Source organism: Bacillus basilensis, assembly GCF_050630465.1.
GTDB lineage: Bacteria > Bacillota > Bacilli > Bacillales > Bacillaceae_G > Bacillus_A > Bacillus_A basilensis.
Map to the genome: position 1 here is coordinate 146,282 of NZ_JBNTQO010000009.1, position 25,282 is coordinate 171,563.

Genomic DNA, 25,282 nt, shown 5'->3' on the forward strand with positions numbered 1-25,282 from the left:
TTTAATGAGGGGGTGAGACTATGGCAAATGAAATGAATAATTTGGTCGTTAGGCTTTCCCTTGATAATGTAAACTTCCGACAAGGTATCGCGAATTCAGGACGTGCAGTCAGAACATTACAGAACGAATTAAAATCTGTGAGTACAGGTATGGGTGGTTTTGCTAACGCTAGTCAACAAACGCAAGCGAAAATGAATACGCTCAGCAGGCTGATTGATGCGCAAAAAGAGAAAGTTAAAGCATTACGACAAGCCTATGATCAAAATAAGGCTAAATTAGGTGAAAATGATGTAGCAACTCAACGATATGCTTCGCAAGTTAATAAGGCAGTTGCTGATTTAAATAGATTTGAAAATGAACTCAAACAAGTGAATCGTCAGGCACAACAAACAGCACTGGATAAATTAAATAACTCATTGAAGTCTTTACAAGCTGAATTCCAAGCGGTTACAACAGGAATGCATGGATATACCAATGCATCTGAACAGACCCGAGCGAAAATTGATGTGCTATCTCGTATGATAGATAAACAAAAAGAGAAAATTAGGGAACTTCAACAAGCTTATAATCGTGCTAAAACAGAAGAAGGCGAAGCGAGTCAATCAGCACAAAGATACGCTGAACAAATTCATCGGGCAACAGCTGAACTGAATCGATTTGAAACTGGATTACAGCAGTCAAATCGTGAATTAGAACAGCAAGGGAATCGCCTATTGAACTTCGGTAATCGCATGGAGACATTAGGTAATCATTTGCAAAATGCTGGAATGCAGATCGGCCTGGTATTTGGTGGTATGACTTACGCAATAGGTCGGGGTTTAAAATCGGCTGTGGAAGAATCAATGAATTTTGAACAACAAAAGGCTAATGTGAAAGCTGTATCGGGTTCTACTGGCGAAGAAATGAAAAAGTTAAGTGAATTGGCTGTTAATATGGGAGAGACAACAAAATACTCCAGTGTTCAAGCAGGTCAAGGTATCGAGGAATTAATAAAGGCTGGTGTTAGCTTACAAGATATTATTAACGGCGGATTGGCGGGTGCCCTTAACTTAGCGACGGCAGGGCAATTAGAGTTAGGTGAAGCAGCCGAAATTGCTTCCACAGCTTTGAATGCATTTAAAGCAGACCATCTTTCAGTTGCGGATGCAGCCAATATTTTATCTGGTGCAGCTAATGCTTCCGCAACTGATGTAAGAGAGTTGAAATATGGACTTTCAGCTTCATCAGCAGTAGCAGCTGGAGCCGGAATGACGTTTAAAGATACAGCTACAACTTTAGCGGTATTTGCTCAAAACGGTTTAAAAGGTTCTGATGCAGGGACATCTTTAAAAACAATGCTAATGAGATTAAATCCGTCTACAAAAGAAGCATATAACAAAATGCGAGATTTGGGTCTTATTACTTATAATGCACAAGCTGGATTTGATTTCTTAGTAAAAAACGGTATTCAACCAGCTTCCAGAAATGTAGGGGATATAGAAGTAGCTTTAGAACAATATGTAATGAAAACTGAAGGAGTAACGAAATGGAATGATAAATGCGATACCACATTCCGCGAATTAGCAACAAGTTCAGCTTTTTTATCATCAAAATTCTACGATCAACAAGGGCATATTCAAAGTCTAGAAAATATTTCAGGTACACTTCATGAATCCATGAAAGATTTAACAGACCAACAACGAAGTATGGCTTTAGAAACGTTATTTGGTTCGGATGCCGTTCGTGGTGCGACTATTCTCTTTAAAGAAGGAGCAAAAGGTGTTAACGAGATGTGGGATTCTATGTCTAAAGTTACGGCAGCAGATGTTGCGGCGACTAAAATTGATACTCTACAAGGACGAATTACATTATTAGACTCGGCATTTTCCACAATGAAAAAGACAATCGGTGACGCGCTTGCCCCTGTGGTTAGTGCCTTTGTTGCTGGATTACAAAAACTTGTGGATGGATTTAACTCATTACCAGGACCAGTACAAAAGGCCATTGCAATTACAGGAGGTATTGTTCTTGCTTTAACAGCGGTAGCCGCTGCAATCGGTGTAGTTTTAGCGGCAGTTGGAATGGTTATGTCAGGGATTGGAGCGCTAGCAACATCATTAGGAATTGCTGGTGGCGCTGCGGGTCTTGCTGGTGCTGCGGTTGGATTTTTAGGAAGTGCATTAGGAGTGCTTCTTGGGCCTGTTGGTTTAATAGCAGCCGCTCTTATCGGGACTGGAGTTGTTGCATATAAAGCATATCAAAAAGCAACAGAAGACAGTATCGCTTCAGTAGATCGCTTTGCTACAAATACAGAAGGGAAAGTAAGCTCCTCAACAAAGAAGGTTCTTGGTGAGTATTTCAAGCTGTCCGATGGTATTAGACAAAAGTTAACTGAAATTAGATTGAATCATGAAGTAATAACAGAAGAACAGTCGCAGAAGTTGATTGGTCAATATGACAAATTAGCTAATACAATCATTGAAAAAACCAACGCAAGGCAGCAAAAAGAAATTGAAGGGCTTAAAAAGTTCTTTGCTGATTCGTATGTATTAACCGCTGAAGAAGAGAACAAACGAATTGAACAGTTAAATCAGCACTATGAACAAGAGAAGCTAAAGACACAAGAAAAGGAAAATAAAATTAAAGAAATTCTACAAACAGCCGCTAGGGAAAATAGAGAATTAACAACGTCTGAACGTATTTCTTTACAAGCACTACAGGATGAAATGGACAGAGTTGCTGTTGAGCATATGTCTAAAAATCAAATGGAGCAAAAGGTTATTCTTGAAAATATGCGTGTGCAGGCTAGTGAAATTTCAGCTAGACAGGCAGCGGAAGTTGTAGAGAATAGCGCCAAAGCAAGAGATAAAGTTATTGAAGATGCGAAAAAGACCCGTGATGAAAAAATTGCAGAGGCCATTCGCCAGCGTGATGAAAATAAAACAATCACTGCTGATGAAGCGAACGCAATCATTGCAGAGGCAAAACGTCAGTATAATAGTACAGTTTCTACAGCTCAAGATAAGCATAAAGAAATTGTGAGTGAAGCAAAAGCGCAAGCTGGTGAACATGCAAATCAGGTAGATTGGGAAACTGGCCAAGTAAAATCGAAATATCAAGTTATGAAAGACGATGTTATTCGAAAAATGAAAGAAATGTGGTCGGATGTTACCAATAAATATGAAGATATGAAAACCTCTGCAAGTAACAAGGTAGAGGAGATAAAAAATACAGTTTCAAGAAAATTTGAGGAAAAGAAAAAAGCTGTTACAGATAAAATGCAAGAAATAAAGAATGGTATTGAAGAAAAATGGAATACAGTTGAAAAATTTTTCAGTTCTATAAATCTAAGTTCCATTGGTAAATCAATTATAGAAGGCCTTGAAACAGGGTTAGATAGTGCAACGGGAGGCTTGTATAGTAAAGCGAAAGAAATTGCAGGAGAGATTAAAAAGACTATTTCCGGAGCGCTAGAGATTAACAGTCCATCTAAAGTGATGATTCCAGTTGGTAGTGCGGTTCCAGAAGGTGTTGGCGTTGGTATGGATAAAGGGAAGCGGTTTGTTGTCGATGCAGCCAAAAATGTAGTTGGAACCGTTAAGAAACAAATGGGGAACATGCCGTCTGTTTTTGATTTCGGATTCCAAACGAATCAACATAGTATCCCACGTAATACATTTAGCGACTTCAACGGATATGCGCAACCGCAATTATCTAATAGCAATCCATCTATGGCGAAAACAATATTCCCAAATAGACCAGGTGGAGAACAAGAACTGAATTTAACCGTAAACATGACTAATGTTTTAGATGGAAAAGAGCTTGCAAACGGAAGTTACACCTATACTACAAAGCTTCAAGATCGTGAACAAAAAAGAAGAGAGGAATTTTAAGGGTGGTGAGCACGTTGGGGAAACTTAGTTTTACTTTTAATAATATTAGAAAAGATTATATTCAAATGCTAGTTGGAAGAAAACGTCCTTCATGGGCTCCAGTAAAAAGAAGATTAGTAAGAGTCCCTCATCGCGCAGGGGCTCTTTTACTTAATACAGAAACGGAGGAACGTCGCATTGACGTTCCTCTTGTTATTAAAGCGAAAAAAGATATGGCAGATTTACAAAAGTTAAAAGAAGATTTAGCGGATTGGTTATATACAGAGCAACCCGCTGAACTTATTTTTGATGATGAGTTAGACAGGACTTATTTAGCATTAATAGATGGTTCTGTCGATTTGGACGAAATAGTCAATAGAGGTAGAGGTGTTATTACTTTTGTTTGTCCAATGCCGTATAAATTAGGGGAAACAAATACTCACAAATTTACGCAAAAGTGGTCTACAGAAACAACTTCTTATTTTACTAATAAAGGAAGTGTAGAAGCTCCAGCGTTAATTGAAATGACGGTGAAAAAACCAAGTACTTTTTTAGATGTATGGTTTGGAGAGTATCCGAATAATCGTGATTATTTCAGAATTGGCTACCCTCTGACTGTGGAAGAAACCACGGTACAAGAACGAGAAAGAGTCATGTGGGATGAAATGGCCACTCCTATAGGATGGACACCTGTTACTGGACAATTCGATGATATGAAAGGAACAGGGAGTTTTAAATCGCGGGGTGGCTATGCGCTGTATTGTGAAGATTACGGAAAAGAGGTAGGATTCTACGGTGCTATAGCCAAGAAAAACATTCCGGGCGGCCCATTACAAGACTTTGAAATGGAGGCATGGATGACTTTGAAGTCCAAAAATATAGGTGAAATGGGTCGTGTTGAAGTTCTTCTTCTAGATGAGGCTAGTAATGTGGTAGCCCGCATCAATATGAATGATCTATATGCAACTGCCGAAATTACAAGGGCACATATGAAAATTGGAAATAGCGGAACACCCAATAGTTTTCGGAAATTAGTTGATACAAGTGGGTATTATTCGACTACATTTAACCAATTTCGAGGGCGTTTGCGTATCGCTAGGCGGGGGAAGGTGTGGTCTGTATATGTGGCTAAGTTTATAGATGGTACAGAAAAAGATGGCGCTTCGCTTGTAGAACGTTGGATTGATGAAACAGGAAATCCAATGACAGAACGTAAAATTGCACAAGTTATGATTGCGATTTGCAAGTGGGATAATCACCAGCCTGTTAATGAAATACAAATTGATGATTTGAAATTTTGGAAGGTAAACAAAGTTCCATCTAATGCACAACCATATATCTTTGATACTGGAGATAAAATTGTTATCGATACTGAGAAAAGTCTTGTCACAATCAACGGGAAGAATGCAATCAATATAAAAGAAATCTTTAGTAATTTTCCTGTCATAATACGTGGTGACAATCGTATCGATATTATGCCGCCAGATGTAAACGCAACAATCAGTTATAGGGAGAGATTTAGATGAGAACACCAAGCGGGATTTTGCATGTTGTGGATTTTAAAACGGATCAAATCGTCGCAGCTATCCAGCCAGAGGATTATTGGGATGACAAACGGCATTGGGAACTTAAAAATAATGTTGACATGTTGGATTTCACCGCTTTTGACGGAACGGACCATGCAATTACGTTACAACAACAGAATCTTGTTTTGAAAGAAGTTCGCGATGGAAGAATCGTGCCATATGTTATTACAGAGACTGAAAAAAATTCCGATACACGATCTATTACCACATATGCTTCAGGAGCTTGGATTCAAATTGCTAAATCAGGGATTATAAAACCACAACGGATAGAGAGTAAGACAGTTAATGAGTTTATTGATTTAGCACTCTTAGGTATGAAGTGGCAACGCGGAATTACTGAATATGCTGGATTTCATACAATGACCATCGATGAATATGTTGACCCACTCACTTTTTTAAAGAAGATTGCATCTTTATTTAAACTGGAAATTCGATATCGTGTTGAGATTAAAGGTTCAAGAATCATCGGTTGGTATGTAGATATGATTCAAAAACGTGGGCATGATACAGGCAAAGAAATAGAATTAGGAAAAGATTTAGTCGGTGTTACGCGTATTGAACATACACGTAATATTTGCACTGCTTTAATTGGATTTGTAAAAGGTGAAGGTGACAAAGTAATCACTATTGAAAGCATTAATAAAGGTCTACCCTATATCGTAGATGCAGATGCGTTTCAAAGATGGAATGAACATGGACAACATAAATTTGGTTTTTATACACCAGAAACAGAAGAATTAGACATGACTCCAAAACGTCTACTGACGCTTATGGAAATAGAATTGAAAAAGCGTGTCAATTCCTCAATCTCTTATGAAGTGGAAGCACAATCGATTGGTCGTATTTTCGGCCTAGAACACGAATTAATTAACGAAGGCGACACAATCAAAATTAAAGATACAGGGTTTACACCAGCATTATATCTTGAAGCGCGAGTAATAGCTGGAGATGAATCTTTTACAGATCCTACGCAAGATAAATATGAATTCGGCGATTATCGTGAGATAGTTAATCAAAATGAAGAATTAAGAAAGATTTACAATCGTATTCTTAGTTCGCTTGGTAATAAACAAGAAATGATTGATCAACTAGATAAATTGGTTCAAGATGCTAATGAAACAGCTAGTAATGCAAAGAAGGAATCAGAAGCAGCAAAAGCACTAGCTGAAAAAGTACAAGAGAATATTAAAAATAATACCGTTGAAATTATAGAATCCAAGAATCCACCGACAACAGGACTGAAACCTTTTAAAACGCTTTGGCGTGATATTAGTAACGGAAAGCCCGGCATTTTAAAAATATGGACAGGTACAGCGTGGGAATCGGTTGTACCCGATGTTGAATCTGTAAAAAAAGAAACATTAGATCAGGTTAATAAAGATATTGAGTCCACAAAAACAGAGTTAAATCAAAAGGTTCAAGAAGCACAGAATCAAGCAACAGGACAGTTTAACGAAGTGAAGGAAAGCTTACAAGGTGTTAGTCGCACAATTTCTGATGTGCAAAACGAACAAGGCAATATTAATAAAAAAATGACTCGAATAGAACAAAATTCAGATGGATTTAAAACTTCTATTGAGTCGTTAACGAAAAAAGATAATGAAATTAGTAGTAAATTAAATACGGTTGAATCAACTGTAGAAGGTACAAAAAAGACGATATCTGATGTACAGCAAACAACAAGTGAATTAACTAAGACAACAACTGAAATTAAAGAGCAAGCTGGGAAAATCAGTGAGAAGTTAACAAGTGTAGAAACAAAGATTAATAACGATAGAGCTGGAGGGCGCAACCTTTTACTAGATTCAAATGTTAAATATGAAAAAACAGAATATCTAATCAATCAATATTCTCTAACTGAAAATTTCTTTGCTGGTGAGGAATATACTTTTGTGATTAAGGGAAGTGCCCCACAAGGTCAGAAATTTGGGATTTGGCAGAATGGCGGTTCAAATAATGTTGGATATGCAACAAGTGTTTATGCTAATGGAATAACTTATGTAACGTTCAAAGCTGTTGCGGCTACAAGTGGAAATGAACGAAAGTTAAGTTTATATAACTATCCAAGTAATACTACAAAAGCCGTTGTAGAATGGGTTGCTCTGTATAAAGGGAACAAGCCGCAGGATTGGACACCAGCTCCAGAAAACCAAGTAACAACTGGTGAATTCACAAAGAAAACAACCGAGATTGAAAAAAGTGTGGATGGTGTAAAAACCACTGTAACAAATGTCCAAAATAGCCAAGCTGGATTTGAAAAACGCATGAGTACTGTGGAGCAAACAGCAACTGGATTATCTTCTACAGTAAGTAATTTAAATAATGTAGTATCAGACCAAGGGAAGAAACTCACTGAAGCAAATACAAAACTTGAACAACAGGCAACAGCAATCGGAGCAAAAGTTGAGCTTAAACAAGTAGAGGATTATGTTGCTGGGTTTAAGATACCTGAGTTGAAACAAACAATTGATAAAAATAAACAAGATTTATTGGGCGAATTAGCTAATAAGCTTGCAACTGAGCAATTTAATCAAAAAATGACTCTAATCGATAACCGCTTTACTATTAACGAACAGGGTATCAATGCTGCAGCAAAAAAGACAGAAGTATATACAAAGACGCAAGCAGATGGACAATTTGCTACAGATTCTTATGTAAGAGATATGGAGTCGCGCCTTCAGCTAACAGAAAAGGGCGTTAGTATATCTGTAAAAGAAAATGATGTAATAGCAGCCATTAACATGAGTAAAGAAAACATTAGGTTAAATGCTGCACGAATAGATTTAGTTGGTAAAGTTAATGCTGAGTGGATTAAAGCTGGATTGCTAAGTGGTTGCCAAATTAGAACATCAAATACAGATAACTACGTAAGCTTAGATGACCAATTTATACGTCTCTATGAAAAAGGGATTGCTAGATCATTTCTAGGACATTACAGAAGAACAGATGGTTCAGTACAACCAACTTTTATCTTAGGGTCAGATGAAAAGACTAACGCTCCTGCAGGCACGTTATTTATGTCTCAAGCAGGTGCAGGATGGTCAGGGGCTTATGCGAACATTGGTATTAGCGATGGCATAATTGATGGTACAGTCCAAAAATCTGTGTACTGGGAATTGCAAAGGAACGGACTAAGTGTTCTAAATGCTAATGATTACCATGTTTTTTATGCTGGGAATGGGAGTTGGTATTTTAGACGAGGAAAAACTGGGTTATATCAAACTTCGTTAGTCGTTGAAGATAATGGTACAGATTCTGATTTAAGATTACCTAATATCACTTTACGTAATAGCCGTGCAGCAGGATATACAGGAGTTATCCAACTGAAATCATCTGTTACTCAAAATGGATGGGGCGCTGTTCAAGGGAATTTTATGACTCCTTCATTAAGGGAGTATAAATCTAATATCCGTGATATTTCTTTTTCCGCCTTAGAAAAAATTAGAAATCTTAGAATCAGACAGTTTAATTATAAGAATGCTGTAAACGAACTTTACCGGATGAGAGAAGAGAAAGCTCCTAACGATCTACCCCTAACAACAGAAGATATTAAAACATACTACGGGCTAATTGTGGATGAATGCGATGAAGCGTTTGTTGATGAAAGTGGGAAAGGGATTCACTTGTATTCATACGCATCACTTACAATCAAAGCCTTACAGGAGCTTGAAGAAAATCAAAACGCGGAATTAAAAGAAATGGAGAGAAAACATAATGAAGAAATTACATTAATGAACAACAAGATTGCAACGTTAGAAGAATTAGTCCAAAAATTAATATATGAGAAATCAGAGCAGCCGTAAGCTGGTCTTTTTTTATTGCCTAAAAAGGAGATGGAAAGATGGATCGTATTGATGTATTACTGAAAGCACTTATAGCTACATTTGGTGGTTTCTGCGGATACTTTTTGGGAGGGTGGGATACAACGTTGAAAGTTCTTGTTATCATGGCGGCAATTGACTATATTACCGGAGTATTCGCAGCAGGATTTAATGGGGAGTTGAAAAGTAAAGTGGGATTTAAAGGCATCGCCAAAAAGGTGGTGCTTTTTCTTTTGGTAGCAGCAGCTACTCAAGCTGATGCAATTATGGGAACAAACAGTGCAATTCGTGAAGCAACGATTTTCTTTTTCATCGGGAATGAATTGCTTTCATTGTTAGAAAATGCTGGTCGTATTGGAATCCCTTTACCTTCAGCTCTAACCAATGCGGTTGAAATTTTAGGTGGGAAACAAAAACAAACGGAGAAAAAAGGAGCGAATCAATAATGGGACAAATCGTAGATATTTCAAAATGGAACGGTAACATTAACTGGCCAGTTGCAAAACAGTACTTGGATTTTGTTATTGCTCGTGTACAAGATGGATCAAATTACGTAGATCCATTGTATAAAGGATATGTACAAGCAATGAAGCAGCATAACATTCCTTTTGGTAACTATGCATTTTGCCGATTTGTTTCAATTGCTGATGCGAAGAAGGAAGCACAAGACTTCTGGAGTCGCGGTGACAAGAGCGCCACGGTTTGGGTGGCTGATGTAGAAGTAAAAACAATGAACGATATGAGAGCAGGTACAAAGGCGTTTATCGATGAGTTATACCGATTGGGGGCTAAGAAAGTTGGTTTATATGTTGGTCATCATATGTATGCGCCTTTTGGTATGGCAAATGTAAAATGTGATTTTGTATGGATTCCACGGTATGGCGGCAATAAGCCAGCATATCCTTGTGATATTTGGCAGTACACAGAAACAGGAAATGTACCTGGTATCGGTAAGTGTGATTTAAATGAATTAATCGGTAGTAAGTCTTTATCTTGGTTTACTGGAGCAGAACAGAAACAGGAGCAAGTACAAGCGGAGGAACCTAAACAAAACATCATCCAATCAGGTGCTTTTTCACCGTATGAGGTTCAAGATGTTATGCAAGCTTTAACATCTGTTAAAATGACAGCGAACTTTAAATTACAATCTGATGGATTAACATATTTTGTTTCTGAGCCAACATCAGATACACAACTTAATGCAATGAAAGGATACCTTGACCGTAAAGGTTGGTGGTATGAGGTTAAGTAAAATATACTATGTAACAGCTAATGAGGCCTATGTAAACATATATTAATTTAGTAACAGCATGACAAAGAAACCGATTCCCATAAAAGAGTCGGTTTCTTATAATTATTATGTCAACGTTTAATGCTGATATCTATTAAACAATAAACTCTAAATATTCCGGAAAATCAATGTTATTCATATTTTCTATACCACCATTTTCTTCTATGTGAGCATATATTTTGTGAACGCATTTATATAACAAGGAAATATGTTTCTCAGGCATATCATCTAGTAAAATAAATGCTTCCACACGGTTAGTTGCATTCTTTGCAACTTTAAAATTCCATCTACTATAAAGCTCTGGATTTAACATACAAGATTCAGTATCTGGACCAAAACTGTAAATCACATTTTCTTTATCCTCATTTTCTTTTATCATTGCTATTAGTGGATATCTCCCCATTGTTCTCAACACTCCTTAATTAAAAACTTTATCAAGAGGAACTTTTAAATGCTCATCAAAAGGTATCATTGGCTCAGTAGATGCAGGTTTAGAATTTACGATTGATGTGAAAGTAACTGTCTACACAAAAGCAAAGGGAAAACATACTATGTAACAACTAATGAAGCCTATGTACATGTGAAGTAGGAAGAGAGTCTGCTTATATTGAGCAGACTCTCTCTTTGTTTAAAAAGATTAAATATAATAATCAGGATTTTCAACCATTTTATTTATAAATTCCTCTAAAGAATCCGCTATTTTTGTAGAACTCGAGTAAATAGGACATTGGCCTAATTCATTTTCTTTTTTGAATTTAATTGTTAAAAAATTCAATTCTGTTACTTCAAAGAAAACCAGCGATTCTTCATCATCAACACCATCTATATTGGGGTTGTATTCATAAATATCTTCCCTTAAACGAAAATCAGAAACCGAAAATGGGTCCATAAATCTATTAAAAAAGAACCTATCTGATGCTTCTAAAAAACCATAACCAATTTCCTTGTAAAAATCTTTTAATTCTTTAGGGAATTTCATTTTTAACAACTCTTCTGCCTCTTCTATTTCCTCACTTTTTAAAGGATAGAAAATAGGTGTTTGGTCAGATTTTACACTTTCATTAGCTACAACATACTTTTTCAAAAAATCAAACATAGCTTTCGTTACCTCCGTTAATTACTTTTTAAAAATTTCTCTTGAGATACTGTCCTTAGCGTGTATACCACCTTGATGTTCATCAGGGTATTTAGCTGGGTGCATATTCCACCATTCATGTTCCCCGCCATGTGCATTTTCAATAAAATGATGTGCATCAAATGGTTTATCAATTCTCCGTGATACTTTACCTCTTCTCGAAATAACTTCCTCCGTATATGTAGGCCATGTTTGGCCTGTTTCTTTTTCCCATTCAGCTATCAGCTTATTTTTTATAGTATTGAACTCAGCCCTTCTTTGATCTACTTCTTCTTTGTTTAATCGTTCATAAGCATTCTTTTCTAAAGCTTCCTGAAGCAATTCTCTTTGATTTTCAGGAATTTTTCTGCTTGTTATTTCTTCTACTTGGCTAAGATATTCTTGGAATCTAGGTGTATTTAAATTACCAGGGTCAGCAAACATAAATGTATTACGTGCTTCTTCTAAAGAATTAAAAGAAGTTTTTGGAATATCTCTAAACTCACTAACGCTAGCATATGCAAAGCGATCTCCCATTTGCAATTTATTCGTAAAATGCGAAATACCTTCTGAGAATTTTGCTACACTCGCACCCTTTGCGAGTGTAGTGACTTTGCTTATTCCTTTATCACCAATAAGTCCTAAACCAACTTGAGTTAAAGCATAACTTCCCCATTTTGCACGACTTTCTGCGTCACCATTTATTACATCATTAATAAATGAATCTGACAATACATTATACATGGTACTAAGGGTATCAATAGGGTGTAGGGCAGCATTCCCCATGTTTTCCCACGTCTCCCATTTACCAAGTGCCTTAAAGCCTTCTACTGTATCTTCAACAGCTTGTCCCGTACCTTCTACAATACCGTCCCAAACCTTTTTTATTGTAGATTTTTCAGGGGGTTTACCACACATTGCACCTTCTTCCATTGTAACATCTTGATTATCTGTGTTGCGGAATTTTTCGGCAATTCGTTTCAAATCTTCTTCTACTTGTATAATTGAATTGATAGATGTAAAAGCTTTTGGTCTCGCATCATTGAACATTTGAACGAATTGTTGATTAGAGGCACCAATCCATTGAAAACACAAATGATCTATTTCATTACATAAATTCTTATGTATAGATTCTAATGCGATTCTGGTATTATTTGCACGATTAGCCACTTCTTCTAGCATTTCAGGTGTTATTTTGATCTGAACCATTTTTTTCCTCCCTTACCCAATTTAAATTATGAGATAAAAAGAAAAAAATGTAAATATGGAAATTTTAGATTAGTATAATAATATTTATGTGAAGTAAAATCTGCTTAATTGTAAATAAACCCTATGTGTACATGAAGTAAAAAGAGCCGTCCTATTGGGCGGCTTTTTTAATATCTATCAATTATTTTCTTTTAATACCTATGAATAATGAATCATAGCCTTTTGTTTGAGGCCTTGTGTGTAACTCGATTTGGTATTTACCTTTATCTAAGTAAGTGTGATAATCTCGCCCGCTTGCTTTTTTGGAAGGCATTGCTATAACATCATTAATTTCTTTATCTAGATTAAGATCTGGATTTATTAAAGTAATCCAATTTTTCGCTAATTCAACAGTTGCGTTATCAATTATAAACGTAATATAGAAATCATGTTCATTTTCACCTTCTACAAAGAACTGTCCTTGTCCTAAATCATAAATCCTTCCCAAATTAGGGTTAGAAGTACGTAACTGTACACTTTCAGGAAGGCCCATATTGCTGACAGATGCGCTTTCATATTTATAATCTTCATTATATTTCTTGTTTATTTTTGTAATTAGATTTTGCGCTTCATTAGATACAGATTTTTTTAGCACTGGTGAAGCATTTTTCCAATTGTTACTGTTGTAATAAAAATCATTTGTAATCATAGAGCTAGGTATACCGAAAGGTGTTAATTCAGGTTTAACTTCTACCTTATTCATTGCATTGTATAGAAATTGTGCATACTGCTCACGAGTTACAATATTTTTAGGTTCAAATAGATTATCCCCTGTGCCAGCAGCAATTTTATTTTCTTGTAATGCACTAATAGCATTTGTCGCCCAGTAATTTTTATCTACATCTTTGAAAGTGGTAGTAGATGTCGCTTTGAAGTTAAAAGCCTTTGTTAATACAACAGCTAATTGTTCACGTGTTAAAACATTATCTGGACCAAATTTTCCATCGCCAAAACCATTCATAATACCTGCTTTACTAAGACTTAAAATTTCTTTTTCAAACATATGTCCTTTGACATCAGTGAAAGGATTTGGTGCATTATGTTCTTCTGCTGGTTTCAAGTAGGCATATATCAGTCTAGCTACTTGACCTCGTGTGATATTATCCCCAAAACCAAACATTCCGTTTCCATAGCCAGCCACAATATTTTTCTCTTTTAAATCCATAATTGCATTATAAGACCAATGATCTGAAGGAACATCGCGAAATCCAGTCTCAGCTTGTGCATTTGTTAAAGAGGTAAACGTTGATGTAGCAAGAACAGCGCCTGCTAAAATAATTTGTTTGAATTTCATTAGTGAGCTCCTTTTAATTATTAAATTTAAATATAATAATTAATAGTATATTCGTGTTTGTAAATTAAATCAATATTTAGTTGTAAATGGATATTGAGATAGATTACAAAAAATTTCGATTACTATCCATAACTACTAGGAAAGGCATACTATGTAAGTTTGATTAAGTACAGAAACTTGAATGAAATCAGTGTCAGCATTATGGAATAAAGGACCTGATGTTAACGTTCGGTAGCGAGGTTCACAATGACAATCACAGTCGCATTTTTTATGTTTCTTCCGGTAGCACTTATGTGAACGGTCGTAATAATAGTTTGACATAAAAATCACGTACCTCCTTTTTAGTACATGTTATGCGAAGAGTGAGAGGGAGGCTTGAACAAAAGAGTATAGTTGTTTAAGTGTAAGGTAAGACGTAAATAGAAAAAACATCCCATTTAGGGACGGTCTCTTTAATTTATATTCACTAATTCATCAAACTTAAAATTAGCACTCAAATTGAATCCAGTCGTACAAAACACCAAATGAATTAACAATAAACCTTGCAAGCTCTCAACTTGAAATTTTATTAGATGGTTAGATGTGCATAAGTGATACTATAAATATTTGAATTGAAACAAAAAAACAAGGTCTCCAATGAGAACCTTGTTTTTTATCTATTAATTATTTTCTTTTAACATTTATGGATATTGATTCATAACCATTTGATGCAGGCATTGTGCTTAACTCCATTTTGTAGTTACCCTTATCTAAGTTTGTGTGATAATCTCGCTCGCCTGAATTTTTGAAAGGTAATGCAACAATATCGTTAATTTCTTTATCTAGATTTAAATCTGGATTTATTAAAGTAATCCAATTTTTTGCTAACTCTACAGTAGCTTTATCAATTATAAATGTAATCATGAAATCATTTTCATTCTCACCTACTAAATAGAGTTGCCCTTGTCCATAATCATAAATCTTTCCTAAATTAGGATTAGAGGAAAGTAATTCTACCCTTTCACCATCGCCCATCTGGCCGCCGCTGATATATACGCTTTCGTATTTGAAATCTTCATTATAATTCTTGTTTATTTTAGTAATTAGATTTTGAGCTTCTTTAGATACAGATTTTAGTAGCAACGGTGAACTGTTTATCCAGCTACTACTGTCGTAATGAAATTCACTTGTAATCATAGAGCTTGGGAGATCAAACGGTGGTAATTCAGGTTTTGCTTCTACAAAATTAATTGCATTATATAGAAACTGTGCATATTGCTCACGAGTTACAATTTTTTTAGGTTCAAACATATTATTTCCTGTTCCAACTACAATTTTATTTTCTTGAAGTGCACTGATTGCGTCAGTAGCCCAATAATTTTTTTCAACATCTTCAAATGTAGTTATAGATGATGTTCTTAATCTGAAAGCCTTTTTTAATACAGCAGCCAACTGTTCACGAGTTAAAGTATCATCTGGGCCAAATTTACCATTACCATATCCATTCATAATTCCAGCTCTAGCAATCGCTAAAATTTCTTTTTCAAACATAGTACCTTTCACATCATTGAATGGATTTTTGAAAGGAGGGGCAGTAGGATCAGTCACTGGTTGTATATAATTATATAACAATCTAGCAACTTGACCTCGTGTGATGGGATCACCAAAACCAAATATACCATTTCCATAACCAGCAAAGATCTGTTTCTCTTTTAAATCCATAATTGCATTATAAGACCAGTGATCTGAAGGAACATCGCGAAATCCAGTCTCAGCTTGTGCATTTGTTAAAGAGGTAAATGTTGATGTAGCAAGAACAGCGCCTGCTAAAATAATTTGTTTGAATTTCATTAGTGAGCTCCTTTTAATTAATTTTTGACAAATTAATTAACTTATTTTATTAATAAATAAAAATATAACAATTAATATTATATTTAGGTTTGCAAATTAAATCAATATTTAGCGATAACTGGATATTAAGATGGATGACAAGTGAACTATGATAGCTATCCACAATATCCAGCAAAAAACATATTATGTAATTGCAAATGAAGAACAGATGCATGTGAAGTGATTTTTTGACAAGAGAATAGTTCGGTTACTTAGCTAAGCCTTTTTTATAATGAAAATTAATTGGAGCTATTATGTTTGTGAGGGTTTATGTAATCGAAGAGTTATAAAAAGTGCTAACAAGTTTGCAAACGAACTTGCTAACACCTATACAAAATAGACATAATTTATCGCTGATATGTCGTCTTTGAAAATAGCTTTAATCAGTTAAATCACACTTATACGAAATGCTAATAAAAATAGACTTAATATCACGTATAAAATCCTTAGAGCCGATAATTATCGTTACTTCTATAAGTTCTCGAAAATAAAAAAACGTCCCAAAGTAGGACGTTTTTTTATTATGTATATTGCTTTTTTTTCTTAATAAGTAATAACACTTGTGACACACAAGCAAGTACTGGTAGTTCTATTAATGGTCCAATAACTAACGCAAGAGCGATAAGTGGTTCGTCTGGAAAAGCTGTTATGGCAATAGCGAGTGCAACAGGCGAGTTTCTTGCTAATGTTGTTAAGTTTAGACTTACTGTATCTTTATAAGATAAACGCATAATACGACCGATAAATTGTCCTAGTACAAAATTAATGATGAAGAACAATAGAACAGGAATGAGTAATAATAAAACGACATTCATATTTTGTAGTAAATATTTCCCTTGTGATGCAAACATCGCTACTATTGCTAAACTTAAAAATACAATTTGGATAGAGCTGAAAAACGGAATGAGTTTATTCTCAAGTGTTTCAGCTTTTTGCAATTTATTCATAATGAATTTTGTAGCGTGTGCAAGTAAAAATGGTAAGACGATTACGATAATAATACTTTCTACTAAAACAGAAACCGCTACAGTCTTCATGACACCAGCGAATAAAAATAAATAAATTGGAAGGAGTAGTACTTGCAAAATTAAATTTACCGGTAAAATCGCAGTAGAAAGTGCTACATTTCCTTTCGCTATTTCAGTAAAGATTAAGTACCAATCTGTACATGGAGTAACCATTAACATGATAAATCCAATCCAAAGCGCTGGGTGATCCGGAAGAAATAGTGCTCCTAATCCCCAAGCGAGTAAAGGTGTCCATAAAAAGTTAATAGTAAGACTTGTTCCAGCAAATTTTAAGTTGCGAAATCCATTTTTTATTTCTTTCAATGGTATGCTGAGGAATAATCCATATAGCATGAAAAATAAGAAGGGGACAATAAATTGCTCTGAATACATATGTATGAAATTAAATTGCCCGAGTATGATGCCGCATGTAACAGCAAAAAGAATAATAAAAGTTTGAATCTTTTCTATAGTGCTCATGAGTAAAACCTTTCTAAATATGAATTTTCCTTTCTAAGTTTATTATACAAGTAATATAGAGGTATTTGGTGTTCAATTGAGTTTCGGTTAATGTTTTTAATCCGAGATATTATTTTATATTCAAAGTTACTTGACTAAAGTAAGTAGATATATTACAATCACTTACATAAGGTAATTAAATAACAAAAAGTTTTAATTACCTTTACTTAAGGTATCAATTGGAACTTTTTATTAGAATAAGAATTTTTATGATGATGAATAATGAATATGATAAGAAAGTTTAGGTGAAGAAAATGGGATTATTTAGCTCGTTATTTGGTAAAAAAGAAGAAAATACAAAAGTAGAGGGGAATAAAACAATGTCAAAAGTATTATTTGTAAAAGCAAACGATCGTCCAGCGGAGCAAGCAATTAGTTCAAAAATGTATGAAACATTTGTAAGTACTTATAAAGAAGCTAATCCGAATACAGAAATTACAGAGTTAGATTTATTTGCATTAGATCTTCCTTATTACGGAAATGTCGCTATTTCAGGTGGATACAAACGTAGTCAAGGTATGGAGTTAACAGCTGAAGAAGAGAAGGCTGTTGCTACAGTAGATCAATATTTAAATCAGTTTTTAGAAGCTGATAAAGTTGTATTTGCGTTCCCACTATGGAACTTTACAGTACCAGCACCATTAATCACATATATTTCATACTTATCTCAAGCTGGAAAAACATTTAAATATACAGCTAATGGTCCAGAAGGTTTAGCTGGTGGTAAAAAAGTAGTTGTATTAGGTGCACGTGGTTCAGATTACTCTTCAGAACAAATGGCTCCTATGGAAATGGCAGTGAATTACGTAACAACTGTACTTGGATTCTGGGGAATTACAAATCCAGAGACAGTTGTAATTGAAGGACACAATCAATATCCAGATCGCTCACAACAAATTGTTGAAGAAGGTTTAGAGAACGTTAAGAAAGTAGCGGCGAAATTTTAATTAATAGTAAATGTAAAAACCAACATGGATGACCATGTTGGTTTTTTAGTCTATTTCTATGTTAAAAAATGTATATTTATAAAATAAATGAAAAGTTTGAAAATAGTATTGCAAAATATTATATATCAAACTATAATGAGTTCAAGAATAGTTGATAATCGAATTAAATATTCAGAAAATTCAATTAGTTAAAAATGGAAAATGAGATAAGGAAATTTGAATGGGGGTTATATTATGGCGAATAAAGTACCGTTTTCGTTCATAGTAGTTATTGGATTAATGTTATTTGCACTATTTTTTGGAGCAGGAAATTTAATATTCCCGGCAATGCTTGGTCAATCGGCAGGAGAGAATGTGTGGATTGCTAACGCTGGATTTTTAGTAACTGGTGTTGGATTACCGTTACTAGGTGTACTAGCATTTGGTTTTTCAGGTAAAGATGATTTACAGTCATTAGCAAGTCGTGCTCACCCAGTGTTCGGGATTGTGTTTACAACAGTTTTATACTTAGCAATCGGTCCGTTATTTGCAATACCGAGAACAGGAAATGTATCTTATGAAATTGGTCTTAAGCCGTTTATGCCAGAGGGATTAGGTTCTACACCTTTAATTCTTTTCACAATTGTATTCTTTAGCATCACTTGTTTTTTTTCGCTAAATCCCGCGAAAATTGTCGATATTGTTGGAAAAATCTTAACGCCAATTAAATTAACATTCATCGGTATTTTAGTAATCGTTGCTTTTATTCACCCGATTGGAGAAATGCAAGCACCAGTTGAAGCTTATACATCACACGCATTCTTTAAAGGATTCCAAGAAGGATACTTAACGATGGACACGCTTGCATCATTCGTATTCGGAATCATCATCATTAATGCAATTAAAGAAAAAGGTGCGAAAACGAAAACGCAAATTATGGTCGTTTGTGCAAAAGCGACAATCATTGCAGCATCTATTTTAGCAATTATCTATACAGCTCTTTCTTATATGGGTGCTTCAAGTGTTGCAAAGCTTGGACATTTAGAGAACGGCGGAGAAGTATTAGCGAAAGTTTCTAACTACTATTTTGGATCATATGGTGGAGTATTATTAGGATTAATGATTACAGTAGCTTGTTTAACAACTAGTGTAGGACTTGTATCAGCATGTTCTTCATTCTTCCATAAGTTATTCCCAAATGTTCCTTACAAAGCAATTGCAGTCACGCTATGTGTATTTAGTGCAATTGTTGCAAACGTAGGATTAACACAATTAATCGCAGTTTCTGTTCCAGTATTAACAGCAATTTATCCACTAGCAATCGTATTGATTTTCTTAACATTCTTCCATTCATTATTCAAAGGAAGAGCTGAAGTTTATCAAGTGAGCTTAATCGTAACATTTATTATCAGCTTATTTGATGGATTAAGTGCAGCTGGAGTTAACATTGAAGTAGTAAGCCAAGTGTTTACTAAATTCCTTCCGATGCAGGAAGTAGGATTAGGCTGGATCTTCCCAGCGATTATCGGTGGATTTATCGGATATGGCATTAGCGTTTTAAAACCAAAAAATCAAATTCAACCAGCAGCAAATACGAATAAGAAAATAGGTTAAGTAAAAAAGTTATAGAACTTGTTTCTATAGCTTTTTTTGTTACTATTAATAATGAAAGAAAATAAAGTAGTAGGGGAAATAAAATGAAAAAAACAATTGATCATATAGGAATCGCAGTTCGAGATATAGATAGTACGATACGTTTTTATGAAAAGGTATTGTTAGGGACATTAATAGATCGTTACGTAAGTGAAGCACCGGGTGTGGAAAGTGAAGTAGCTATTCTTGAAGTGGATGGAGATAGAATTGAATTACTTGCGCCGACAAATAACACTACTTCACCAATTGCCCGATTTATAAAACAAAAAGGTAAAGGTGTACATCACGTTGCGTATCGTGTAGATGATTTAGATATAGCTTTAGAAGAATTAAAAGAACAAGGAATTCGAACGTTAGAGCATACACTTCGAATTAATAAACACGGCAGAAGATTAATCTATCTTAACCCAGCGGATACAGAGGGAACAATCATAGAGTATTGTGATTATCCGGAAGAGAAATAGAAGAAAGATATTTTTAAAAAGGTGTTACATAATAACGTAATACCTTTTTATTTATGTATTTCACACTTTCTTCACAAATGATTCACGATAACTTTTCTTCTTCAGGAACTTACGTAAATATATTTTATGATATAATAACAATCGGCTTTAAAAATGTAAGTAGTATCTATGAAGGTAGTTACTATTATATTAGAAGTTTAGAGGTGAGAGAGAAATAAAGAGTTATACTGTATAGAAGTTTATATTTAATCAAGTTAATATTTCGCCGATGGATTGAATTTGGAAGTAGATGTAATAAAAGTATAGCAATGAGGAAGAAAGAAGTGAAATGATTGTGAAAGTAATGAGAAGGTTAGGGGCATGGCTATTACTTGCGTGTGTGCTTATCATATTAATACCGAAAAGTGCATCTGCTCATGCGTACGTTGTGAAATCAAACCCTGCTGAAAATGAAACATTGAAGAAAGCACCATCTATTGTGAAAATCGAATTCGATGAGGACATACAAGTTTCAAGTTTTAATATATTGTACGTGAGAGATACATCAGGTAAAAGGGTCGATTTAAAAGATGCTCATATTGATAAAAAAAATAAAAAGCTATTAGAAGCTGGATTAAAAGAGAATCTCAAAAAAGGTCTCTACTCTATTCAGTGGAAAGTGATTTCAGCTGATGGACATCCAATTCAAGGAGTTATTCCATTCCGTATTGGATTAGCTGAAGTGGGAGCAGACGATGTACAAGTAGAAGAGATGGGGTATGTCCCGCAAATTGATATGATTATGGAACGTGGAATTTTATATACAAGTTTCTCACTATTTATAGGAGTTCTATTCTTTAATCTTATTATGTATAAAGGGAACGTAATAGAAGTTCAATTAAGAAGTAAAAAAATAATATGGATTTCATTAATTGGTATATTCGTTAGTTTATTATTCAATCTACCACTGCAAGCGAAAATAAATGCTGATGTTTCATGGCTAGAAGCATTCAATCCTTTATTATTAAAAGAAACGTTACAGCTTTCTGTTTTTGGTTATGTATGGATTACTCAAATGGCTCTTATAAGTGTACTTATAATCGCTTCGTATTTTGCGATGAAGCGTGAGAAGCTTTCGTCGTTTAAAGTATGGAGCATTCCATTGCTATTGTTTATCGGGATACTTGTTATGAAAGCCTTTAATAGTCACGCATATGGTTTAAAGTTTAAAGATATTGCTGTCGTTATGGATTTTCTACATTTATTCGCAGCTTCATTATGGGTGGGTGGTTTATCATCTATTATTCTTCTTTTACGTAAAGAGGATAACAAGTGGAATATGTATTGGGATATGATTAAGCGTTTTTCACCGTGGGCAACAGGTGCTGTCATCGTGATTTTAATAACAGGTCTTTTTAACAGTACATTTTTTATTCCAACAATCCACTCGTTATTTGATACAAAGTATGGATTAGCTTTATTAGTAAAGATACTTTTATTCATTTTCATGGGGATATTGGGAATTGTTCATTATGTGAAAGGGAAAATGAGAGCGGAGCAAGGATTAGGCGCTACGTTGAAAGTAGAGTTTATCATTGGAATTATCATTTTTGTAATCGTAGCTTTTATGACAAACGTACAAACACCACCGATGCCTCCTACTGGACCTTTTACAGAGAGTAAACAAGTAGATAATGGATATGAAATTACGCTAAATGTGAGTCCTAATAAGGTAGGACAGAATACATTTCATGTTACTGTGAAGGATGAGAATGGCCAACCTGTTACTGATATGGAGCAAATTACACTAACGACTCAATCGTTAGATATGAATATGGGAAAAGGATCATTTAAAGTTTCGGCAGTTTCACCGGGAGAATATGAAGCAGAAGGTATGTATATTAACATGACAGGTAACTGGAATATACAAGTACACGGATTAACAAAATCGCTTGATAGCTTTGATACAGATTATAAATTTATTGTAGGTGGCAGATAAAGTGAAACTTTAATCAGTGGGGGGTATCCCCCACTGATTATTAGCCCGCCCCAATTGTGCTTTTACGGGCAGTTGATCCCCGCCTAACTTCTTTGCCTTCGCTGAATTTTGAAATAGGGGTCATACTGCCCGGCGAATAGCGGGGTAAAGAGGCATTATAGATAAAAGGGAGTAAATAGAAAATGAAACGTATAAAAAAATTAGGAACAATAATGATCGCAACAATAATTGCAATGGGAATGTTTTCGTTACCTGTTAGTGCGCACGTAACTGTGAAGCCAGCAACTTCTGACATTGGCTCTTGGGAGACTTACACGATAAAAGTACCAGTTGAAAAGAATATAGCAACAACAAAAGTTACACTGAAAATACCGTCTGGTGTGGAATTCCAACAGTATGAACCAGTGCCAGGATGGAAAGTGGAAGAGCAAAAAGATAATGCTGGAAAAGTGAAAACTGTAGTATGGGAAGCAACAGGAGAAGGAATTTCACCTGGTCAGTTCCAGCGATTTACTTTCGTCGCTAAAAATCCGGATAAAGAACAAAAAATAGCTTGGGATGCATATCAACAATATAAAGACGGAGAAATTGTTGAATGGACAGGCGATGAAAAAGCTGAAAAACCGCATTCACTTACTACAATTGCAAAAGGTACGTCATTAACAGGAGAACATGGTGAAGTGTCTAGTGTAGAAAAGAATGAAGGTACTAGTAATGTACAAGTAATAGCAATTGTTTTATCTATTTTGGCGATTGTATCGTCGGTAGGTACGTGTGTTTTTGTAGTACGTCGTAAAAAATAAGTAACATTGAAAGGTCTCATTGAAAGTAATGAGACCTTTTTTATTAGTTTTAGGGATTAGTAAAATGAGGATAGCAACATTGTTGTAGTCACTATATAACAAAATTTATTGATACGTGGAAATCAATTGATGGTCATTACGTCTTCCGGCACGGAATCATGTTCTAGCCAGTTTTCAATTAAAGTATTAAATAACTTAGGGTCCGCTAAAGAAATTCCATGACCGATTTTAGAAATAATAACACCTGTGCAATTGGGATTACTTTCAAGGATTTCAGTCAACGAGTCTTTCATGATTCTTTTTTCGTTTTCTCCAACAGTTACTAATATATTACCATTAGCATTCTCAAAGTTTTTTGGTATTGTAAACGACATGTTTTCTTTTAGCATCCTTATGAAGGTATTTTTACTTATTTGACAACTGTCATGATAATAGTGGTCAAAGTATTCTTTATCTATGTATATTGATTTGGCTTGTATTTTCGAAAACGTCCTACTCTTTATAAGAGGGTAGGTTAGCCCAATAGATTTTATAAATGTGCTAGCAAAAGGAATGGATTTGACTAAGGCACTGTTTATCATAGCATATTGGATTAAGTCAGGTTTCATGCTAAGCATCGCAATTAACACTTGAGCACCTAATGAAAACCCAATTGCTATAATAGTTTTACCTTGTCCTTTTTCTTCAATTAGTTCAATGATTTTTTTAGCACTAAAATGTATTGAGAAATGATCTTTATTTCTGTTTTTTCCTTGATCAGGTAAATCAGGAACAAGGCAGTGAAAGTTAGTAAAATGTTTAATTTGTTTGTCCCACATCCATCCACTGACTCCGCCCCCATGAATAAAAACCATAAGTGGAGAACTTGTATCTCCAAATTCTTTATAGTGTAAAACCATATAACTCCCCCCTTATAATTGGAATTGTAAATCCACCCATCTGTACTAGAGATAATATTTTTGCTACTTAATTATCATCATACAATAAAAAATTTTCATCTGTTAAAATTCTAAGTGACTTTACTCATGAAATGATAAGAAAGAGCCTACAAATGGAGTGACCCCTGTCAAGTAGACAGTATTTAAAAAGCGCAACTAAGCAACCTGAGTTCTATATTTATATGGACTCAGGTTATTTAATTTCTTTTGAAATCTTTGATGATTATAAAAATGTATATATTTGCGTACGGCAAGTTTAACCTCATTCGCTTTACGGAAGGAGGTTAAATGAAAACACTCTGCCTTAAAGTGACTGAAGAAGTTTTCCATGCAAGCATTATCCCAACAGTTGCCTCTTCGAGACATACTTGCCTTCATCTGATATTTTTTAAGTAATTGATTATATTGACGAGATGTGTACTGGGATCCTTGATCACTATGCAAGAGGATTCCCTTCACATTTCGTTTTTTCTTTGCCTTTTTAAGTGTATCTAAAACAAGCTTTAAGTCATTTCTACGACTGATTTCATAGGCAACAATCTCATTATTATATAAATCCTTAATGGCGGATAAGTACAAGCGCTGTCCATTGAAAATTAAGTAGGTAATATCAGTTACCCATTTCTCATTTGGTCTTGAAGCTTGAAAGTCTCTATTTAGATGGTTCTCTGAAATCACATACGCCTCTTTTTTTCCGTAATAAGGTCGTTTTTTCCTAATTATAGCTTTGATACCTAATTCATTCATCAATCTTTGGATACGCTTATGATTCAAATGAAGGTTATATGTGGCTTTCAGCCACACTTGTATTCTTCTATATCCATAAATCCCTCTTAGTTTTGCATGACACTCCAATATTTTTTTCTTGAATTCAGTGTCCGCTAATTGTTTTTTAGAAGGCACTGCGTGTCGCTTTATCC

The 25,282-nt window shown here is 34.9% G+C and carries 18 protein-coding genes and 1 pseudogene; 11 read left to right on the forward strand and 8 right to left on the reverse strand.

The window, feature by feature from the left end; genetic code table 11:
- The first annotated feature begins 20 nt into the window (after positions 1-20).
- Genes ACQVV1_RS18295 through ACQVV1_RS18315 form a run of 5 tightly spaced genes read left to right on the forward strand, consistent with a single transcriptional unit; the run spans position 21 to position 10,510 of the window.
- Positions 21-3,872 (forward strand): phage tail tape measure protein, encoded by a 3,852-nt coding sequence (locus ACQVV1_RS18295; protein ID WP_431169320.1) that lies wholly within the window; start codon positions 21-23, stop codon positions 3,870-3,872.
- A 14-nt stretch (positions 3,873-3,886) separates the two neighbouring features.
- A complete protein-coding gene (locus ACQVV1_RS18300; RefSeq protein WP_431169322.1) occupies positions 3,887-5,377 on the forward strand; it encodes a distal tail protein Dit in 1,491 nt (496 codons plus the stop codon).
- Positions 5,374-9,240 (forward strand): phage tail spike protein, encoded by a 3,867-nt coding sequence (locus tag ACQVV1_RS18305; RefSeq protein ID WP_431169323.1) that lies wholly within the window; start codon positions 5,374-5,376, stop codon positions 9,238-9,240. The genes ACQVV1_RS18300 and ACQVV1_RS18305 overlap by 4 nt, the downstream gene beginning before the upstream one ends.
- Positions 9,241-9,278: 38 nt before the next feature.
- Positions 9,279-9,704, forward strand: coding sequence for a phage holin family protein (locus ACQVV1_RS18310; protein ID WP_431169324.1), 426 nt, complete (start codon positions 9,279-9,281; stop codon positions 9,702-9,704).
- A complete protein-coding gene (locus ACQVV1_RS18315; RefSeq protein ID WP_431169325.1) occupies positions 9,704-10,510 on the forward strand; it encodes a GH25 family lysozyme in 807 nt (268 codons plus the stop codon). The genes ACQVV1_RS18310 and ACQVV1_RS18315 overlap by 1 nt, the downstream gene beginning before the upstream one ends.
- 133 nt (positions 10,511-10,643) lie before the next feature.
- On the opposite strand, the gene ACQVV1_RS18320 is transcribed toward ACQVV1_RS18315, so the two are convergent.
- Positions 10,644-10,952: a hypothetical protein gene (locus ACQVV1_RS18320; RefSeq protein ID WP_431169326.1), complete on the reverse strand. Its 309-nt coding sequence runs from the start codon at positions 10,950-10,952 to the stop codon at positions 10,644-10,646.
- A gap of 58 nt (positions 10,953-11,010) precedes the next feature.
- Between ACQVV1_RS18320 and ACQVV1_RS18325 the strand changes: the two are divergent.
- A pseudogene (locus tag ACQVV1_RS18325) lies at positions 11,011-11,138 on the forward strand (N-acetylmuramoyl-L-alanine amidase); the annotation flags it as partial.
- A 48-nt stretch (positions 11,139-11,186) separates the two neighbouring features.
- On the opposite strand, the gene ACQVV1_RS18330 reads toward ACQVV1_RS18325, so the two are convergent.
- From ACQVV1_RS18330 to ACQVV1_RS18350, 5 genes are all read right to left on the reverse strand, one after another.
- A complete protein-coding gene (locus ACQVV1_RS18330) occupies positions 11,187-11,645 on the reverse strand; it encodes an SMI1/KNR4 family protein (RefSeq protein ID WP_431169327.1) in 459 nt (152 codons plus the stop codon).
- A gap of 21 nt (positions 11,646-11,666) precedes the next feature.
- Positions 11,667-12,872: a WXG100 family type VII secretion target gene (locus tag ACQVV1_RS18335; RefSeq protein ID WP_431169328.1), complete on the reverse strand. Its 1,206-nt coding sequence runs from the start codon at positions 12,870-12,872 to the stop codon at positions 11,667-11,669.
- Between the two features lie 181 nt (positions 12,873-13,053).
- Entirely contained in the window at positions 13,054-14,205 is a 1,152-nt protein-coding gene (locus ACQVV1_RS18340) for an S-layer homology domain-containing protein (RefSeq protein ID WP_431169329.1), read from the reverse strand.
- Between the two features lie 663 nt (positions 14,206-14,868).
- Positions 14,869-16,035 (reverse strand): S-layer homology domain-containing protein, encoded by a 1,167-nt coding sequence (locus tag ACQVV1_RS18345; protein ID WP_431169330.1) that lies wholly within the window; start codon positions 16,033-16,035, stop codon positions 14,869-14,871.
- A 560-nt stretch (positions 16,036-16,595) separates the two neighbouring features.
- Complete coding sequence (locus tag ACQVV1_RS18350) at positions 16,596-17,561, reverse strand: arsenic resistance protein (protein ID WP_431169331.1); 966 nt, start codon at positions 17,559-17,561, stop codon at positions 16,596-16,598.
- Between the two features lie 293 nt (positions 17,562-17,854).
- Between ACQVV1_RS18350 and ACQVV1_RS18355 the strand changes: the two genes are divergently transcribed.
- The 5 genes from ACQVV1_RS18355 (at position 17,855) to ACQVV1_RS18375 (ending at position 23,424) form a co-directional block, all read left to right on the forward strand.
- The gene (locus ACQVV1_RS18355) at positions 17,855-18,547 is read left to right on the forward strand and encodes an FMN-dependent NADH-azoreductase (protein ID WP_063224235.1); all 693 of its coding nucleotides are present in this window, start codon (positions 17,855-17,857) and stop codon (positions 18,545-18,547) included.
- Between the two features lie 234 nt (positions 18,548-18,781).
- Positions 18,782-20,140, forward strand: a complete 1,359-nt coding sequence (gene brnQ, locus ACQVV1_RS18360; protein ID WP_063224234.1) for a branched-chain amino acid transport system II carrier protein — start codon at positions 18,782-18,784, stop codon at positions 20,138-20,140.
- Between the two features lie 83 nt (positions 20,141-20,223).
- Positions 20,224-20,643: a VOC family protein gene (locus tag ACQVV1_RS18365; protein ID WP_060630450.1), complete on the forward strand. Its 420-nt coding sequence runs from the start codon at positions 20,224-20,226 to the stop codon at positions 20,641-20,643.
- 328 nt (positions 20,644-20,971) lie between these two features.
- Positions 20,972-22,621, forward strand: a complete 1,650-nt coding sequence (locus tag ACQVV1_RS18370; protein ID WP_242251519.1) for a copper resistance CopC/CopD family protein — start codon at positions 20,972-20,974, stop codon at positions 22,619-22,621.
- A 182-nt stretch (positions 22,622-22,803) separates the two neighbouring features.
- Positions 22,804-23,424 (forward strand): YcnI family copper-binding membrane protein, encoded by a 621-nt coding sequence (locus ACQVV1_RS18375; protein ID WP_242251521.1) that lies wholly within the window; start codon positions 22,804-22,806, stop codon positions 23,422-23,424.
- Between the two features lie 122 nt (positions 23,425-23,546).
- Here ACQVV1_RS18375 and ACQVV1_RS18380 read toward each other — a convergent pair whose 3' ends face one another.
- On the reverse strand, positions 23,547-24,323 hold the full coding sequence (locus ACQVV1_RS18380) for an alpha/beta fold hydrolase (protein WP_242251523.1): 777 nt from the start codon (positions 24,321-24,323) through the stop codon (positions 23,547-23,549).
- Positions 24,324-24,518: 195 nt separating this feature from the next.
- Positions 24,519-25,282, reverse strand: a 764-nt coding sequence (locus ACQVV1_RS18385) for an IS3 family transposase (RefSeq protein WP_431169333.1), incomplete at its 5' end; no start/stop codon positions are given.

Bases quoted from the DNA above. Each gene is read 5' to 3' on its own strand.
- ACQVV1_RS18295 (WP_431169320.1), top strand. From the start codon at position 21: ATGGCAAATGAAATGAATAATTTGGTCGTTAGGCTTTCCCTTGATAAT.
- ACQVV1_RS18305 (WP_431169323.1), top strand. From the start codon at position 5,374: ATGAGAACACCAAGCGGGATTTTGCATGTTGTGGATTTTAAAACGGAT.
- ACQVV1_RS18310 (WP_431169324.1), top strand. From the start codon at position 9,279: ATGGATCGTATTGATGTATTACTGAAAGCACTTATAGCTACATTTGGT.
- ACQVV1_RS18315 (WP_431169325.1), top strand. From the start codon at position 9,704: ATGGGACAAATCGTAGATATTTCAAAATGGAACGGTAACATTAACTGG.
- ACQVV1_RS18320 (WP_431169326.1), bottom strand. From the start codon at position 10,952: ATGGGGAGATATCCACTAATAGCAATGATAAAAGAAAATGAGGATAAA.
- ACQVV1_RS18330 (WP_431169327.1), bottom strand. From the start codon at position 11,645: ATGTTTGATTTTTTGAAAAAGTATGTTGTAGCTAATGAAAGTGTAAAA.
- ACQVV1_RS18335 (WP_431169328.1), bottom strand. From the start codon at position 12,872: ATGGTTCAGATCAAAATAACACCTGAAATGCTAGAAGAAGTGGCTAAT.
- ACQVV1_RS18340 (WP_431169329.1), bottom strand. From the start codon at position 14,205: ATGAAATTCAAACAAATTATTTTAGCAGGCGCTGTTCTTGCTACATCA.
- ACQVV1_RS18345 (WP_431169330.1), bottom strand. From the start codon at position 16,035: ATGAAATTCAAACAAATTATTTTAGCAGGCGCTGTTCTTGCTACATCA.
- ACQVV1_RS18350 (WP_431169331.1), bottom strand. From the start codon at position 17,561: ATGAGCACTATAGAAAAGATTCAAACTTTTATTATTCTTTTTGCTGTT.
- ACQVV1_RS18355 (WP_063224235.1), top strand. From the start codon at position 17,855: ATGGGATTATTTAGCTCGTTATTTGGTAAAAAAGAAGAAAATACAAAA.
- brnQ (WP_063224234.1), top strand. From the start codon at position 18,782: ATGGCGAATAAAGTACCGTTTTCGTTCATAGTAGTTATTGGATTAATG.
- ACQVV1_RS18365 (WP_060630450.1), top strand. From the start codon at position 20,224: ATGAAAAAAACAATTGATCATATAGGAATCGCAGTTCGAGATATAGAT.
- ACQVV1_RS18370 (WP_242251519.1), top strand. From the start codon at position 20,972: ATGATTGTGAAAGTAATGAGAAGGTTAGGGGCATGGCTATTACTTGCG.
- ACQVV1_RS18375 (WP_242251521.1), top strand. From the start codon at position 22,804: ATGAAACGTATAAAAAAATTAGGAACAATAATGATCGCAACAATAATT.
- ACQVV1_RS18380 (WP_242251523.1), bottom strand. From the start codon at position 24,323: ATGGTTTTACACTATAAAGAATTTGGAGATACAAGTTCTCCACTTATG.